Here is a 16,521-nt window from a genome sequence, read left to right on the forward strand (position 1 = left end):
TCGGCTTGGCTCGCGTCAGAAAACCCTCTGGTTCCATTCCCACCTCCCATGAAAAAATCCCTGCTTCTCCTCGCCCTCACCGGCGTTTTCACCCTCGCTCCCGCCCTCTCGCTTCCGGCGCAGGAAGCTGTCTCGCCGCACGCGGAGCGCAAAACGACGCCCCTCGGGAAAGAGATGAAAGAAATGGGCAAGGCCTTCCGCACCCTCGGCCGCCAAATCGACGACGCTTCGAAAAACGCCGCCTCGATCAAGCTCGTCGCCACGATGCGCGAAGCTGCGGAAGCCAGCCTGCAGTATAAACCCGAAAAGACCGCTGATCTCCCCGCGGCGGATCAGGCCAAGTTCGTCGCCGACTTCCAGGCTGGCGTCAAAAATCTCATCGCAGACCTCGACAAACTCACCGCCGCACTCAAGGCCAACGACAACGCCGCCGCCGCGGCAACCCTCCGCGAAATCAAGGACGACCAGAAAAAAGGCCACAAGGAGTTCAAGAAGGAACACCCCGGTGATCGCCGCGGGTAAACGCGTCCGCCGCCTGGCCGCAGGCGCCGTGATCGTTTTCATCGCGCTCCAGTTTTTCCGCCCCGCGCGCACTCAGTCACCCGCGGAGCCTGGCCCGGATGATTTTGCTCTTCGGTATGCTGTGCCCGAACCCTTTCGGCGGCAGTTGCAGGAGTCATGTTACGACTGTCATTCGAACCACCCGCGCTACCCGTGGTATGCCAACGTGCAACCCATCGGCTGGTGGCTCCAATCCCACGTCAACGACGGCAACGATCACCTCAACCTCTCGGAGTTCGGCCGCTACTCGCCCGACAAACGCGCCGACAAAATCGACTCCATGATCGACGAACTCACGTTTCGCACGATGCCGCTGAAAACCTATTCGTGGCTCCACCCCGCGGCCAGACTGACGAAATCTGAATCCGACGCCCTCGTCGACTGGCTGCAGCACCTGCGCGATTCGATGGACACCGATTAAGCGCCGTGGCGCTCGCCGGGCGCTTTCACCGCGAACGCTCTAGCGTTGGCCGCCCTCTCTGCCGAGGTGTTTTTCTCGTCCCTCGAGATCCTCATCATTTCTCAGAGCCGTCCATGCCGCAGGCATTTGTGTCCGGGACCGATTTCGAACAGCTACTGCTTCCAGACGCATGTTCATATTTCGACCATGCGACCGCGGCGCCACCAGCCGCCTTTACCTGCCCTTCCACTCTCTATCCGAGCAGGATGTCGGTCACTTTCCCGTGGGTGAATATGATGTGGGACGAATAGCGGTGGGCGTGCACGTCGGGCATGCCACCGTTCCAACCGGCAGCGGCGTCGGATTGATAATAAATCCACGTTTCCACGTTGGGCGTTTCACCGCGTTCGATCTTTTCCGGTTTCCCCAGCACAATATAAACCATGTCCGGCGTGAACCCGAGCTCCACGCGGCCTTCGGCGATCGCCCTCCGTTGAGCCGGCGTCGCGCTTTGCAGAGCGGCCGCGCGTTCCGATTCTCGGCTGGCCGGCGTGCTGCAACCAGCCAGCAATCCGGCCAACGCGAGACCTACCAGCCAAGTTGAATGAAGTTTCATAAGGTTACCCGGGCAGCGTAACCTCTCTGCCTTGCGTTTCAATCCCCGCGTGGACGCCCCGGCTACATCCGGCAGATCAGCAGCTCGCGTTCGAACATCAGCTCCTTCGGCAGCGTCGCGTGCAGGTCGATGAAGAGCTCCTCATGGCCGAGGATCTCCGACCGCCACCCCGCGCGATCGAAGGCCTGCAATTCGGCAAACTTCTCTTCGGAAAACTTGAGGCCGGCCCAATCGATATCCTTGTAACGAGGCACCCAGCCAATCGGTGTTTCCTGCGCCCGGCCGCCGGCACGCACGCGGTCGAAGATCCATTTCAACACGCGCATGTTTTCCGAGAATCCGGGCCAGATGAATTTCCCGTCCGCATCCTTGCGAAACCAGTTCACGTGGAAAATCCGCGGCGTCTCGCTGAGCTTGCGCTGCATGTTGATCCAGTGGCGGAAATAATCACCCATGTTATAGCCGCAGAACGGCAGCATCGCCATGGGATCGCGCCGCACTTTGCCGATCGTGCCTGCGGCCGCCGCGGTCATTTCCGAACCCATCGTCGCGCCAATATAAACGCCGCTCGACCAGTTGAAGGCTTGATAAACCAACGGCATCGTCCGTGCCCGCCGCCCCCCGAAAACGATCGCGTGAATCGGCACGCCGTCGGGGCTTTCCCAATCCGCATCCATCGTCGGGCATTGTTTCGCCGGCGCGGTGAACCGTGCGTTCGGATGCGCGGCCTTCACGCCCTTTTCCTTCGCGAGCGCCGGGGTCCAATCGCGGCCTTGCCAGTCGATCGCATGCGCCGGGGGCTTCTCCGTCATGCCTTCCCACCACACGCCGCCGTCGTCGGTCAGCGCGCAGTTGGTGAAGATCGCATTCTTCGCCAGCGCCTTCATCGCGTTCGGATTGGTGTGATGGCCGGTGCCGGGGGCGACGCCGAAAAAACCGGCCTCGGGATTGATCGCGCGCAGCCGGCCGTTGGCGTCCGGTTTGATCCACGCAATGTCATCGCCGACGGTCGTGATCTTCCAGCCTTGCTTCTTGAAATGCGCCGGCGGGATCAGCATCGCGAAATTCGTCTTGCCGCACGCACTGGGAAACGCCGCCGCGATGTAGTGCTTGTGCCCCTGCGGATCCTGCACGCCGAGGATCAGCATGTGCTCGGCCATCCAGCCCTCGTCGCGCGCCATGTTGGACGCGATGCGGAGCGCGAAACATTTTTTGCCGAGCAACGCGTTGCCGCCGTAACCGGAACCGAAGCTCCAGATCTCGCGCGACTCCGGGAAATGCACGATGTATTTCTCTTTGTTGCACGGCCAGGAAACGTCCGCCTCGCCGGCCTTGAGCGGCGCACCAACGGAGTGCACGCACGGCACCACGCGCTTGAAATCCTGGTCGATCAAGTCGAACACGGGTTTGCCGATGCGCGCCATGATCCGCATGTTGGCGACCGCATATGCGGAGTCGGTGAGCTGCACGCCGATCTGCGACATCGGCGAGCCGAGCGGCCCCATGCTGAACGCCAGCACATACATCGTGCGGCCTTCCATGCAGCCGGAGAAAAGCCCCTTGAGCGTTTTCCGCATCGCGAATGGGTCGACCCAGTTGTTGGTCGGCCCCGCCGCTTCCTTGGACAGCGAACAAATAAAAGTCCGGTCTTCGACGCGCGCCACATCGCCCGGATCGGATCGCGCCAGATAACAGCCCGGCCACTTCTTTTGGTTCAACTTGATGAACGTCCCCGCATCCACCATCTCGCCGCAAAGCGCATCATACTCCGCCTGCGAGCCGTCCACCCAGTGCACGCGCGCGGGCTTGCAAAGGGAGACCATTTTTTCGACCCAGCGCAGCAAATGCGCGTTTTCACTCAGGGGTTTCGTGGGGTGACGATTCTTCATGACGGGTCTGAGAATGTTTACGCCGCCGGACGAGTAAACCGGTTTTCCTGACCTAACGGAGTATTTAGCACCGGCGCAGGTGTTCATAAGCGAAGCCCATCGCCACCCTTGGTCAGTCCTTTGGCGCAGTTGCGCGGGCGGGCGTCGCGGCCGCGCCGGGTCGCCACCCGTGAATGTTCGCTCAGCGCAATCTTGCGTTCGCCCGGCGCCCTTCGCTTTGTTCGCCCGCCATGGCCCCCTCCTTGCTCTTCGCTCCGCGCAGCCGGCTCGTGATGATCGGCGATTCCGTGACGGACTGTAATCGCAGCCGTCCCGTCGGAGAAGGGTTGTTCGACGGCATCGGACGCGGTTACCCGATGCTCGTCGACGCGTGGCTCGCCGTCGCGTATCCCGAACTCGCCATTCGCGTTTCCAACGTGGGGACAAGCAGCCACACGGTCCGCGACCTTCAGGCCCGCTGGCAAACCGATGTCCTCGACCTCACGCCCGACTGGGTGTCCGTGATGATCGGCGTCAACGATGTGTGGCGCCAGTTCGATTCGCCGCGGCAGCCTGAGCTCGCGGTTTCGCCGGAAGATTACGCCGCCACCCTCGATGAACTCGTCGAGCTCACGCTGCCGCAGGTGCGCGGCATGATTTTAATGTCGCCGTGCTACGTCGAGTCGAACGCCACCGACGCCATGCGCGCGCGCATGGACACTTATGGCGCGCTCGTTCGCAGCATCGCGCAACGGCACAACGTTGTGTTCGTCGATACCCAGGCGGCGTTTGCACCGCTGCTGGCGCACCTGCACTCCGCGGCCATTTCTTGGGATCGGGTGCACCCGAACCACATCGGGCATGCGGTCCTCGCCCGCGCATTTCTCAACGGCGTGGGTTTCGACTGGTCGCGCCTCGCCGCCTCCGCCCCGTCCAATTTCACCAGCTGACGCACAACACCCGCCGCTCATCTTTTTCCACCCGCTCCTTATTCCTTCGCATGAAATCCTCCCCTCTCACCCGCGTGGTCGGCCTGCGCTGCAACCACCTCGATAATCCTCTCGGCGTGCACGACGCCGCGCCCCGCCTCAGCTGGCGACTCGAAACCGGCGCGCGCCGCGGGGCCCGCCAGACGGCCTATCGGATTACGGTCTCCACGACTCGCACCGGCGAAGCGGACTTGTGGGACAGCGGGCGCGTCGCCTCCGATCTCACGTTGAATATCGCTTACGCAGGCCGCGCCCTCGCCTCCCGCGAACGCGCTTGGTGGCGGGTGACCGTGTGGGACGAGGCCAACCGCGCGAGCGAGAGCAAGCCGGCCTTTTGGGAGGCTGGCCTGCTCACGGCCGCCGATTGGTCGGCCCAATGGATCGGCTCGGCCGCGGTCGGCGGGCCGGAGACCTCCGTGCCTTCGCCGCACGTCCGCACGGTTTTCAACGTCAGCAAAAAAGTCTCGGCGGCGCGCCTCTATGTGACCGCGCTCGGCCTCTACGAATTTCATCTCAACGGCCAGCGCATCGGCGAGGATGTCTTCACCCCGGGCTGGACCGATTACAACAAGCGCGTGCAATACCAGGTTTACGATGTCACGCCGGCCCTGCGCTCGGGCGTCAACGCCGCCGGTGCGATCCTCGGCGATGGCTGGTATTGCGGACACATCGGATGGAAGACGCGCCAATATTACGGCGACCGGCCGCGTTTGCTGGCCCAGTTGGAAATCGCTTACGCCGATGGTTCGCGCGAGACCATCGTAAGCAACGCCGCCTGGCGCACCGCTCCGGGCCCGATCACCGAAAGCGATTTCATGCATGGCGAGAGCTACGACGCCCGCCGCGAAATCACCGGCTGGGATACCGCAGATTACGATGAACGCGGCTGGCTGCCCGTCGAGACCTTCGCCGCGCCCGCGATTGAGCTCGCGCCAGTGCTCGGTCCGGCCGTGCGCGCGACGCAGGAATTGAAACCGATCGCGGCGCCAAAGTTGATGCAGACCTGGCCATCGCCCTCGTGGATCTTCGACCTCGGGCAAAACATGGTCGGTCGCGTGCGGCTGCATGTGAAGGGGACCGCGGGCCAGATGATCAAGTTGCGCTTCGCCGAGATGCTGACGGCCGAGGGCCTGCTTTACACGGACAACCTCCGCACCGCGCGTCAGACCGACTTCTACATCTGCCGCGGCGACCCGGCGGGCGAGACGTGGGAATCGCGCTTCACGTTTCACGGTTTCCGATTCGTCGAAATGTCTGGCCACGAAGCGGAGCCGCTCGCGGACGCGATCACGGGCGTCGTGTTGCACAGCGACACGCCGTCCACCGGCGACTTCACGTGCAGTGATGCGCTCGTGAATCAACTCCAGCGCAACATCGACTGGGGCCAGCGCGGCAACTTCCTCGAAGTGCCGACCGACTGCCCGCAGCGCAACGAACGACTTGGGTGGATGGGCGATGCGCAGGTTTTCTCGCGCACCGCCGCGTGGAATCGCGACGTCGAGGCCTTTTTCCATAAGTGGATGCGCGATGTCGAAGACGCGCAGACAGCCGAGGGGGCGTTCTCCGCGATCTCGCCGCAAGTCGAAGGCTGTCCGCCGGACGGCGGACCGGCGTGGGCGGACGCCGGCGTGGTCAGCCCGTGGACGATGTATCTCTACTACGCGGACACCGCGATCCTCGCCCAACACTACGAGGCGATGAAGCGATTCATCGGCTACCTCGAAAAGACCTCGCAAAACCTGATTCGCGTTCATCCCGACGTCACCAAATGGGGCGGCTTCGGCGACTGGCTCGCGCTCGACGGCAGCGGCAAGACGGAAGGCGGCACGCCGAAGGATCTCATCGGCACGGCCTTCTTCGCCTACAGCACGGATATCGTCGCGCGCACGGCCCGCGTGCTCGGCCACAAAGCCGAAGCGGAGCGCTACGAACGCCTCCGTGATCGCGTGCGCCGCGCGTTTCAACACCGCTTCATTACGGGCGACGGCTTGGTGAGCGGGCTGACCCAAACATGCTACGTGCTCGCCCTGCATTTCGACCTGGCGCCCGAAGAACTGCGCCCGAAGTTGCTCGCGGAATTGTTGCGCGACGTCGAACAGCGCGGCTGGAAACTCTCAACCGGCTTCGTCAGCACCTCCTATGTGCCGCACGTGCTCACGCGTTTCGGACGCAGCGATGTCGCCTATAAACTGCTGCACCAAAAAGCGTGGCCGTCGTGGCTCTACGCCGTCACGCAGGGCGCGACGACGATCTGGGAGCGCTGGGACGGTTGGACGAAAGAAAAGGGTTTCCAGGATCCGGGCATGAACTCGTTCAACCATTATGCTTACGGGGCGATCGGCGCTTGGTTGTATGCGACCGTCGCCGGCGTCGACATCGACGAGGCCCATCCCGGTTACAAACACATCGTGCTGCGCCCGACGCCCGGAGGTGAACTCACCTCGGCGACGGGAACGCTCGATTCCGTGCATGGCCGCATCCGCAGCGCATGGAAAACCGCCGCCGGGAAATTCGAATGGGAAGTCATCGTGCCGCCCAACACCACGGCGAGCGCGCGTTTCCCGGTGCCGGCGACCGCGCGCCTGACCGAAGGCGGCCGGCCGCTGGCGCGCGCGACGGGCGTGAAACACGTGAAGGCGTCCACCGACGCCGTCACGTGCGAACTCGCGCCCGGCCATTACCGCTTCGCCGCGACGTGGAAAGCTTAACGCCGCCTTCGAGCGTCAGGTCGCCGCGCACCGGCGGCCTCGCCCTCACGCCGCGGGTTCGCCTGCTGCCGGCATAGCGTTGAGACGAAATCAGCCGCGCCCACCGCGCGGCTTTTTTGCGTGCAGCGGCTGGCCGGCTTACGGCGCCCGCAGACGTTCATTGCGCTTCTTCTCGACGCGAGCGCCCGCAAACACGGCCAGCTCGAAGAGGATATACAGCGGAGCTGCAAAAAGCGTTTGCGTGACCGGATCCGGTGTCGGCGTCACCACGGCCGCGATGATGAAAATCACCACAATCGCGTGCCGCCGATATTTTCGCAGGAAAGCCGTGGTGATGACGCCCATGTAAACGAGCAGCACGATCAGCAGCGGAAACTCAAACGCGGCACCCACCCCCAATACGAGCCACGTCAGCAAGCTGTAGTAGCTGCCTGGCGTCCATCGCAGCGTGTAGCCGAGCAGTTCGTTGATCTCGATCGACACGCGGATCGTGCTCGGCACGAGGAGAAAGAAACTAAACGAGGCGCCGATCAAAAACAGCAGCCCCGCCATGAAGACGAGCGGCAGCACCATCCGGAGCTCGTGGTCCGTCAGGGCCGGCGCCACGAATTGACCGACGAAAAAGAGGATGAACGGCGCAGCGAGAATGAACCCGCCCAGGAAGCACATCTGGATGACGACGTTGAAGCCCTCCATCACGGTCGTCGTGCCCAGTTCCAGCACCAACGTGGGCTTTTCCGCCTGCACGTAATGGAGCGGCCAGAGGAGCACCTCGTTGAACTCCTTCATGAAGTAGCCGATCAGCGCCGCAAATATCGCGAAGACGATCGCACTCTTGATAAGCGTGCCGCGCATCTCGTCGAGATGTTCGAAAAAGCCCATGGACCGCTCGCGGCCGCCCCGCCGCATTTCTGTGCCGGCCGGTAGATGTTCGAAGACTTCGTCGTCGGGTGCGCTCAAGGTAGTCCGCGCATGCTGGAATCTTTTTTTCAAAACGGAAGCGCGTTATCGAACGCCCTGCCACGTTGCGGAATCCCCCCGATGAGCCGCCGGGCGATGCTGCATCGTTGACACCCCCGCCGGCGCGGTATCCGCTCGTCTGCCTGCGCGGTCGCGCATGCGTTCGTTTTTCAACCAGAAATCAACCACTATGGCCGTTAAATCCAAAGCCAAGAAATCCGCCCCGCGTGCGGTCAAATCGTCCGCGAAGGCGAAACCCGCCGCCGCCAAATCATCCGCTGGCAAGGCGACCAAATACGTCTACCTGTTCGGCAAAAAGACCGACGGCAACGGCACCATGAAGGCCCTCCTCGGCGGCAAGGGCGCCAACCTCGGCGAAATGTGCCGCATCGGTCTCCCCGTCCCTCCCGGATTTACCGTCACGACGGAAGTCTGCACCTATTACTACGCCAACAAGCGCACCTACCCGGCCGCACTTACCGCGCAGATGCAAGCTGGCATCAAGTCGATCGAGCAGCAGACCGGCACGAAATTCGGCGACTTGAAAAACCCGTTGCTCGTGTCCGTGCGCTCCGGTGCACGCGATTCGATGCCGGGTATGATGGACACCATTCTCAACCTCGGCCTCAACGACGAGACCGTGGAGGCCCTCGCCGCCAAGACCAACAACCCGCGTTTCGCGTGGGATTGCTACCGCCGCTTTGTCCAGATGTATGGCGATGTCGTGCTCGGCGTGCAGAAGCGGCCCGACGAAGATCACGAGCCGTTCGAGGTCGTGATCGGCCACCTCAAGGACGAGCGTTACGGCAATCACGAGATGGATGACACCAAGCTCTCGGTCGATGACCTGAAGGAGCTCGTCGCGCGCTTCAAGAAGCTGGTGAAAGACCGCGTCGGCAAAGCGTTTCCCGCCAGCCCGTGGGATCAATTGACCGGTGCGGCCGGTGCCGTGTTTGGCTCCTGGATGAACGACCGCGCCATCGTCTACCGCCGCAAATACAACATCCCCTCCGAATGGGGCACCGCCGTCAATGTGCAGGCGATGGTCTACGGCAACACCGGCGACACCTCCGGCTCCGGCGTGGCTTTTACCCGCAATCCCGCGAACGGCGCGAAGGAGTTTTACGGCGAGTTTCTCATCAACGCCCAAGGTGAAGACGTGGTCGCCGGTGTGCGCACGCCCGAGCCGGTGTCCGAGCTGAAGAAGCATCTGCCCGACGCTTATCATGAACTCGAGCGCATCCGCGGCGTGCTCGAGAAGCACTTCAAGGACGTGCAGGACTTCGAGTTCACCATCGAAGATCACAAGCTGTATATGCTGCAAACCCGCAACGGTAAGCGCACCGCGATGGCGGCGTTGAAGTTCTCCACCGACATGGTGAAGGAGAAGCTCATCGATTGGCAGACCGCCATCATGCGCAACCCGGCCGATCAGCTCGAACAGCTCCTCGCCCCGGTCTTCGATCTCGCCGAAGTGAAGAAAGCCAAGGTCATCGCCACCGGTCTCCCCGCCGGCCCCGGCGCCGCCACCGGTCGGATCTATTTCAACGCCGATCGCGCCGTCCTCGCCGCCGACAAGGGCGAGAAAGTGCTCCTCGTGCGCGTGGAAACCTCGCCGGAAGATTTGCGCGGCATGATCGCCGCTGAAGGCATTCTCACCGCGCGCGGTGGTGTGTCCTCCCACGCGGCGCTCGTCGCCCGCCAGATGGGTAAAGTCTGTGTGTGCGGCGCCGCGGCCGTGCAGATCGACTACGAGAAGAAGGTCGCGAACATCGCCGGCCAGAAATTCAGCGAAGGCGACTACCTGTCGATCGATGGCACGTCGGGCACCGTCTACGCGGGCCAGATCAAGACCGCTCCGTCCGAAATCATCGCCGGCTTGATCCACAACGACGCCGCGGCGAAAAAGACCGAGAAGTTCAAGGACTACGTGCAGCTCATGAAGTGGTGCGCGCAAGTCACCAAGCTCAAGGTCCGCACCAACGCCGACACGCCCGAGCAGACCGCCAACGCCCTCGCGTTCGGCGCCGTCGGCATCGGCCTGACCCGCACCGAGCACATGTTCTTCGAGGGCGAACGCATCGATGCGATGCGCGAGATGATCCTCGCCGACACCACCGCCGACCGCGAAGCGGCGCTGGCGAAGCTCCTCCCCTACCAACGCGAGGATTTCCTCGGAATCTTCAAAGCCTTGAAGGGCTTCCCGGCGACGATCCGCTTTCTCGATCCGCCGCTCCACGAGTTCCTGCCCAACACCAAGGAACAGCAGGCCGACCTCGCGAAGAAGCTCGGCCTTCCGGTCGAGAAAATCGTCACGCGCGTGCACGAGCTGCACGAGTTCAACCCGATGCTCGGTTTCCGCGGCTGCCGCCTGGGAATCAAGTATCCCGAGATCACGCGCATGCAGGCCCGCGCCGTTTTCGAAGCGGCCGTCGCCGCCAAGAAAAAGGGCGTGCAAGCCAATCCGGAAATCATGATCCCGCTCGTCGGTTTCAAGAAGGAGCTCGATCAACAGGTCGAACTCGTGCACGCGACCGCCGCCGCCGTCCAGAAGGAGACGAAGGTCAAGTTCGCCTACTCCGTCGGCACGATGATCGAGATTCCGCGCGGCGCACTCACCGCCAACGAAATCGCGCAGACCGCGCAGTTCTTCAGCTTCGGCACCAATGATCTCACGCAGACCTGCCTCGGCATGTCGCGCGACGATTCCGGCTCCTTCCTCGGCGCCTATCAGGAAGCCGAGATCATGAAGAAGAACCCGTTCGCCTCGATCGACCAGACCGGCGTCGGACAATTGATGGAAATCGCGATCACCAAAGGCCGCGCCACGCGTCCCGACATCAAGCTCGGGATCTGCGGCGAACACGGCGGCGATCCCGACTCCGTCAAGTTCTGCCACAAGCTCGGCCTCAGCTACGTGAGCTGCTCGCCCTATCGCGTGCCCGTCGCCCGCCTCGCCGCAGCGCAAGCCGCCGTCGCGGATCTTCAGGCCGCCAAGAAGAAGTAACGTCGCCGCGCGCTCCGGCGCCCTGCGACTCTTCGTCTCCCAGCCCCGCATCGTTCGCGATGCGGGGTTTTTCTTTGCGCACCACGAGGCGATCGGCGCATGGCCGCGTTGTCCCTCGCCGCTGCTTTTGTTCGCCGCGATCTCTCGCTCGCCGACTCCTCTAGCGCCGAGCGCCGCGCACTCGCGCCGACAACGCGCTCCTCACGCGCGCTTCCCTTCGCAGGGCGCGCTTGCACCGATCTCAGAAATATCTTCGCGCGCCCTAGCCGTTCGCCACCGGATAACTCCCCAGCCACTTCACCATCGGGCAGAATCGCTTCAGTTCCGCGAGGGCGTCTTTCATGTTCTCCGCTTCGAAGTGACCCGTGACGTCGATGAAGAAATAGTAGTCCCACGGGCGTTTCTTGCTCGGTCGCGACTCGATCTTCGACAGGTTGATCCCGCGCTCGGCGAGCGGCATCAGCATCTTGAGCAACGCACCGGAATGCGACGCCGACTCGTCGCCCAGCGAAATGATGAAGCTGCTCATGTCGCGACCGTTGCCCACCGCGCCGGCGGGACGTTTTCCCAGCACGAAGAATCGCGTGGTGTTATCCGCCTTGTCCTGGATGTTTCGCTCGACGACCGGCACTCCGTAGAATTGCGCGGCCAGTTCACCGGCGACCGCCGCGGTGCCGGGCGTTTCCTTCGCAATTTGCACCGCGCGCGAGGTGCTCGGCGCATCGATCAGTTGCGCGTGCGGCAGGTGGCGTTGCAGCCAATGCCGGCATTGCGCGAGCGCCTGGTCCTTCGAGTAAACGCGTTCGATCTCGTCGAGCGGCGAGTTCGAGATCAACGCATGCGTGATCTCCAGATAGATCTGCGCGACGATTTTCAGATCGCTCTCCACAAAGCTGTCGAGCGTCTCGCGCACGGAGCCTTCCGTCGAATTCTCGATCGGAATCACCGCGTAATCCGCCTCCCCTTTTTCCACCGCGGTGAAGATGTCGGCGATCGTCGCCATCGCGTGATACTCCACGCTGGCGCCGAATTTGCGCATCGCGGCCGCGTGCGTATTCGTGGCTTCGGGGCCGAGATAGGCGATGAGCAGCGGCTTCTCGAGCGCGATCGCAGCCGACATGATCTCGCGATAAATCGCCTGCAACGCCTCGTCCTTGATCGGCCCTTGATTGAGCGAAACGATCTTTCGCAACACGGCATCTTCCCGCTCCGGCACGTAAATCTGCCCGCCTGTGCTGCGCTTCAACTTCCCAATCTCCGCGGCGAGCGCCAGTCGTTCGTTGAGGAGCGCAACAATGTCGCGATCGAGGCCGTCGATTTTATCGCGGATGGGTCCGAGGTCCATGGTCAGGCGGTTTTATTGTCCTCGGCGGGCTCCGCCGGTGCTGATTCGTTCTCCGTCGGCGCGGTCGCGGAGTCGGCCGCCAACGTTTCCGCGGAGAGCGTTTCCGTCGTCGCCGTCGCGACTTCCTCCACCGGCTGGGCGGGGACTTCGGCGTTCGCCGCCTGGTTTTGCTCCAACGGCAGACTCTCCTGCTCCAAACCCATGTCGCTATCGTTGGGCTTGGAGGGATTCGTCGCGCTTTGCAGCCACTCGTCCACTTGCCGCGACGACAGCACGTCGGACGCCGGCAGCTCGTCGAGCGACTTCACGCCGATGAATTCCAAAAACTTGTCCGTCGTCCCGTATTGAATCGGCCGGCCGGGAAGATCCGCGCGCCCGACAATGTAGGCCAGTTCGCGCTCCATCAATTTGTTCAAACCCGCCTCGGCCGACACGCCGCGAATCGTCTCGATCTCCGTCCGCGTCACCGGTTGCCGATAGGCGATGATCGCGAGCGTTTCGATCGCTGACTGGCTTAATTTCAAGGGCGGCGGTTCCTGGCGCAGAATCCGCACCCAGCGGGCGAAGCGCGGATGGGTGACGAGGCGGTAACCACTCGAGCCTTCGATTAACAACAACCCGTCGTCGCGCGCGCGCATTTCGATCGCGATCGCATCCATCGCTTCGCGGATCTGCGTGCCGGTGATCAGCGACGGCACTTCGTGATAAAGCTCCGCATCATCCGGCGTCTCCACGATCACCTCGGCCGCTTCCTCAGCGTTGGCCGCGGGCGCCGCCGGCGTTTCCGCGGAGGCACTCGGTTCGGCCGTCGGAGCCGCGCCGGCGTCTTCCACCGCCGCCGCCGCCGCCGCTGCGTGCGCCGCCGCCTGTTCGTGGAAGCGTGTGAATGCCGCTTGGATGTCTTTGATCGCGAGCGGCTGGCTCGAGGAGAACAGCAGTGCTTTCAGCACTTTTGAGAGGTTAAACGCCATGCGGGAAGCGGACGAGTGAATGGTGCGCCCCGACGGGCGCGCAACCTTGAAGTTGCACGCGCCCGGTCACTTTCTCGGTCATCACGGCAAACGCGCTTGCCCGGGGGCGCCGCCGTTGGTCTGCTGCGAGCCTTTCGCGTATGAGCACTCCGCCGACCGCCACGCCTCGTCCCTATTCCGCCATCGTGGTCGATGGCACTGACCGCGCCCCCGCCCGCTCGATGCTGCGCGCCGTCGGCTTTACCGACGAAGATTTCCGCAAACCGCAAATCGCCGTCGCCTCCTCTCCCAGCGACATGACGCCGTGCAACGTCCACTTGGGCGATCTCAGCGAGCACGCGCGCAAAGGCATCGCCGCCGCGGGCGGAAAGCCCGTGTATTTCAATACCATCACCGTCACCGACGGCATCAGCATGGGCACGCAGGGCATGCGTTACAGCCTGGTCTCCCGCGAAGTCATCGCCGACTCGATCGAGACCGCGGTGGCCGCCGAGGGCTTCGACGGCCTGATCGCCATCGGCGGGTGCGATAAGAACATGCCCGGCGCGATGATGGCCATCGCCCGCCTCAACCGCCCCGCCGTGTTTATTTACGGCGGCACGATTCTGCCCGGATTCACCCCCGACGACTGCGATCACAAACGCCCGCTGGACATCGTCTCGGTCTTCGAAGCGGTTGGTAAACACGCCAAGGGCGAGCTCGACGATGCCGGCCTGAAAGCCGTCGAATCGTCCGCGATTCCCGGGCCGGGCTCCTGCGGCGGCATGTACACCGCCAACACCATGGCGACCGCCATCGAAGCCCTCGGCCTGAGCCTGCCGAACAGCAGCGCCCAGCTCGCCATCGGCAAGGAGAAGCGCGAGGACTGCGAGCGCGCCGGTGCTGCCGTCATGCACATGCTCAAAACGGGCCTGCGCCCGCGCGACATCCTCACCCGCCACGCTTTCGAAAACGCGATCACCGTCTGCCTCGCTCTCGGCGGTTCCACCAACCTCATTCTCCACCTCCTCGCCATCGCTCATTGCGCGGAAGTGCCGCTCACCATCGATGACTTCAAGGTCATTGGAGACCGCGTGCCGCTCCTCGCCGACCTCAAGCCGTTCGGCAAATACAACATGGCGCACCTCGTTCGCATCGGCGGCATCCGCCCGATGATGAAGGTGCTGCTCGATCGCGGCCTGCTCCACGGCGAGTGCCTCACGGTCACCGGCGAAACCATCGCCGAAACGCTGCGCGACGTGCAGCCCTACGGCGCTTACCCGGCGGAACAGGACATCATTCGTCCGTGGGATCAGCCGATCAAAAAAGACACCCATCTCCGCGTGCTGCGCGGCAACCTCGCTCCGACCGGTGCCATCGGCAAAATCACCGGCAAGGAAGGCGTTTACTTCAAGGGCACCGCCAAAGTTTACGAGGGCGAGGAAGACGCGCTCAAAGGCATCCTCCGCGGCGACGTGGTGAAGGGCGACATCGTCGTTATCCGCAACGAAGGTCCCGTGGGCGGCCCTGGCATGCGCGAAATGCTTTCGCCCACCAGCGCAGTCGCCGGCCGCGGCTTGATCAAAGATGTCGCGCTCATCACCGACGGACGTTTCTCCGGCGGCAGCCACGGATTCGACGTCGGCCACATCACTCCGGAAGCCGCCTGTGGCGGCCCCATCGGCATCGTGCGCAACGGCGACATCATCGAGATCGACGCGGTTAAAAACACGATCGACCTTCGGATTCCCGACGCCGAATTCGCGGCACGCATGGCCGCCAACGCGCCGCGCCCGCCGCGGGAGAAACGCGGCGTCCTCGCCAAATACGCGAAACTCGTCGCCAGCGCCTCCGAGGGCGCCGTGACAGACAAACATTTGTGAGCTGGCGTCTCCGCTCACCACGCTGCGTCTGATCTCTTCAACGTCGCGCCCGCCGGCGTCATGCGCCAGTGGGCGCCCGGCGAGGCTGGCGTTTCGTCTGTGCTGTTGAACGGGCCGGCTCAGGTCGTGCCCAGGAACGCCGATTACGCCCGTCAATCGCTCCCGCGGACGCCGCTGGCCAGACGTTGCAGGACTTGCTCCGTCACCTTGCGCACGAGCGTATCCATCTGCGCGCCAGTGAACGCTTCATTGGCACCGATCGCCGGCTTGATCGCCGCGCCTTTGAACGGGCCCGGATCACACAAATCGCACCCCGCCCGATCGCCGCGCGCATCGTCCATGCCGAGTTTCTTCCGGATCGCGATCAGGTCGCGCAGCTTGTCCGAGCCAAAGGAGTGCAACCCGCTGCCCAGCTGCGAAGCGATCCACACCGTTTTGCAGTAGGCGTCGATGTTCTCCATCTTCCAATACGCATCCTCTACGTCGCTGCCCCACGCGATCACGCCGTGATTTTCCATCAGCACGACCTGGTGGTTGACGCCGATCTGGCCGACGGAATTGGCCACGTCCGGCGACCCCGGCGTTTGGTAAGGCGCCAGGCCGATCTCGCCGATAAACACTTCCGCTTCGGGGATGAGGCACGGCGGTGGGACCACCGAGGCGATCGCAAACGCCGTGGCGTGCGGCGGGTGCGCATGCACGCACGCGCGCGCTTTCGGCTGACGCTTCATGATGCCCAAATGCGTCAACGCCTCGCTCGTGCGCTTCTTCTCCCCGGCCAACTGTCGCCCCTCCAGATCGATCAGGCACATGTCTGACGGCTTCATGAAGCCCTTCGAAATGAGCGTGGGCGTGCAGAGCACGAGATCGTCGGTCACTCGCACCGTGATATTGCCGCCATTGCCGTCGACGTAGTCCTTCTCCCACATCCGGCGACCGATATCGCACAGCTTCACTTTCAGGGCCTCGATTTCCGGCGAATGGAAAAACGCCTGCACCGCCGCCGCATTTGTCACGTCGACGGAGTGTTTGCATCCACAGTTCCCCGGCTTCGCTTTGCTTTTCGGTTCCTCGCGCGCGGATGCAGTCCCGGGGCGTGCCGGCAACTTTCGGCTGCGCAACAAATCGCGCGCTGACGGCGTAAGCAAGGCGTCGGCCGGGAGGGCTTCCTCGCCCCGCCCTGCGCGCAGCAGTTGGGCGACATCTTCAGCGGTGATGACTGGGCGCATGAGCA

General features: G+C 63.4%; 12 protein-coding genes. 6 read left to right on the forward strand and 6 right to left on the reverse strand.

What is annotated here, in order from left to right:
* Positions 1-48: 48 nt before the first annotated feature.
* Together K0B96_RS08745 and K0B96_RS08750 are read left to right on the forward strand one after the other, a co-directional pair.
* Complete coding sequence (locus K0B96_RS08745) at positions 49-522, forward strand: cytochrome b562 (RefSeq protein WP_220166187.1); 474 nt, start codon at positions 49-51, stop codon at positions 520-522.
* Between the two features lie 28 nt (positions 523-550).
* The gene (locus tag K0B96_RS08750) at positions 551-982 is read left to right on the forward strand and encodes a heme-binding domain-containing protein (protein ID WP_220166208.1); all 432 of its coding nucleotides are present in this window, start codon (positions 551-553) and stop codon (positions 980-982) included.
* A 232-nt stretch (positions 983-1,214) separates the two neighbouring features.
* Here the strand turns inward: K0B96_RS08750 and K0B96_RS08755 are convergent, their stop codons facing one another.
* Both K0B96_RS08755 and K0B96_RS08760 read right to left on the reverse strand, forming a co-directional pair.
* Positions 1,215-1,577, reverse strand: coding sequence for a hypothetical protein (locus K0B96_RS08755; protein WP_220166209.1), 363 nt, complete (start codon positions 1,575-1,577; stop codon positions 1,215-1,217).
* 62 nt (positions 1,578-1,639) lie between these two features.
* Positions 1,640-3,466, reverse strand: coding sequence for a phosphoenolpyruvate carboxykinase (GTP) (locus K0B96_RS08760; RefSeq protein ID WP_220166473.1), 1,827 nt, complete (start codon positions 3,464-3,466; stop codon positions 1,640-1,642).
* 230 nt (positions 3,467-3,696) lie between these two features.
* On the opposite strand from K0B96_RS08760, the gene K0B96_RS08765 reads away from it, so the two are divergent.
* Entirely contained in the window at positions 3,697-4,395 is a 699-nt protein-coding gene (locus K0B96_RS08765) for an SGNH/GDSL hydrolase family protein (protein ID WP_220166211.1), read from the forward strand.
* A 50-nt stretch (positions 4,396-4,445) separates the two neighbouring features.
* Positions 4,446-7,142: an alpha-L-rhamnosidase gene (locus K0B96_RS08770; protein ID WP_220166213.1), complete on the forward strand. Its 2,697-nt coding sequence runs from the start codon at positions 4,446-4,448 to the stop codon at positions 7,140-7,142.
* A 138-nt stretch (positions 7,143-7,280) separates the two neighbouring features.
* Here the strand turns inward: K0B96_RS08770 and tatC are convergent, their stop codons facing one another.
* Complete coding sequence (gene tatC / locus K0B96_RS08775) at positions 7,281-8,102, reverse strand: twin-arginine translocase subunit TatC (RefSeq protein WP_255558912.1); 822 nt, start codon at positions 8,100-8,102, stop codon at positions 7,281-7,283.
* Between the two features lie 190 nt (positions 8,103-8,292).
* On the opposite strand from tatC, the gene ppdK reads away from it, so the two are divergent.
* On the forward strand, positions 8,293-11,109 hold the full coding sequence (ppdK, locus tag K0B96_RS08780; protein ID WP_220166215.1) for a pyruvate, phosphate dikinase: 2,817 nt from the start codon (positions 8,293-8,295) through the stop codon (positions 11,107-11,109).
* 262 nt (positions 11,110-11,371) lie between these two features.
* Here the strand turns inward: ppdK and pheA are convergent, their stop codons facing one another.
* Both pheA and scpB read right to left on the reverse strand, forming a co-directional pair.
* Entirely contained in the window at positions 11,372-12,454 is a 1,083-nt protein-coding gene (gene pheA, locus K0B96_RS08785; RefSeq protein ID WP_255558913.1) for a prephenate dehydratase, read from the reverse strand.
* A gap of 2 nt (positions 12,455-12,456) precedes the next feature.
* Positions 12,457-13,425 carry an SMC-Scp complex subunit ScpB gene (scpB, locus tag K0B96_RS08790; protein WP_220166217.1) on the reverse strand — a complete coding sequence of 323 codons (969 nt, stop codon included), beginning with the start codon at positions 13,423-13,425 and terminating at the stop codon, positions 12,457-12,459.
* Between the two features lie 140 nt (positions 13,426-13,565).
* Here scpB and ilvD point away from each other — a divergent pair, with 140 nt between their 5' ends.
* Positions 13,566-15,287, forward strand: a complete 1,722-nt coding sequence (gene ilvD, locus K0B96_RS08795; RefSeq protein WP_220166219.1) for a dihydroxy-acid dehydratase — start codon at positions 13,566-13,568, stop codon at positions 15,285-15,287.
* A gap of 152 nt (positions 15,288-15,439) precedes the next feature.
* Here ilvD and K0B96_RS08800 read toward each other — a convergent pair whose 3' ends face one another.
* On the reverse strand, positions 15,440-16,516 hold the full coding sequence (locus K0B96_RS08800; protein WP_220166221.1) for a class II aldolase/adducin family protein: 1,077 nt from the start codon (positions 16,514-16,516) through the stop codon (positions 15,440-15,442).
* Positions 16,517-16,521 lie beyond the last annotated feature (5 nt).

It is taken from the genome of Horticoccus luteus (assembly GCF_019464535.1).
GTDB classification, from domain to species: domain Bacteria; phylum Verrucomicrobiota; class Verrucomicrobiia; order Opitutales; family Opitutaceae; genus Horticoccus; species Horticoccus luteus.

Coding starts and splice junctions, on each gene's coding strand:
- K0B96_RS08770 (WP_220166213.1), top strand. CDS start 4,446: ATGAAATCCTCCCCTCTCACCCGCGTGGTCGGCCTGCGCTGCAACCAC.
- ppdK (WP_220166215.1), top strand. CDS start 8,293: ATGGCCGTTAAATCCAAAGCCAAGAAATCCGCCCCGCGTGCGGTCAAA.
- K0B96_RS08745 (WP_220166187.1), top strand. CDS start 49: ATGAAAAAATCCCTGCTTCTCCTCGCCCTCACCGGCGTTTTCACCCTC.
- K0B96_RS08800 (WP_220166221.1), bottom strand. CDS start 16,516: ATGCGCCCAGTCATCACCGCTGAAGATGTCGCCCAACTGCTGCGCGCA.
- K0B96_RS08765 (WP_220166211.1), top strand. CDS start 3,697: ATGGCCCCCTCCTTGCTCTTCGCTCCGCGCAGCCGGCTCGTGATGATC.
- K0B96_RS08755 (WP_220166209.1), bottom strand. CDS start 1,577: ATGAAACTTCATTCAACTTGGCTGGTAGGTCTCGCGTTGGCCGGATTG.
- ilvD (WP_220166219.1), top strand. CDS start 13,566: ATGAGCACTCCGCCGACCGCCACGCCTCGTCCCTATTCCGCCATCGTG.
- pheA (WP_255558913.1), bottom strand. CDS start 12,454: ATGGACCTCGGACCCATCCGCGATAAAATCGACGGCCTCGATCGCGAC.
- K0B96_RS08760 (WP_220166473.1), bottom strand. CDS start 3,466: ATGAAGAATCGTCACCCCACGAAACCCCTGAGTGAAAACGCGCATTTG.
- scpB (WP_220166217.1), bottom strand. CDS start 13,425: ATGGCGTTTAACCTCTCAAAAGTGCTGAAAGCACTGCTGTTCTCCTCG.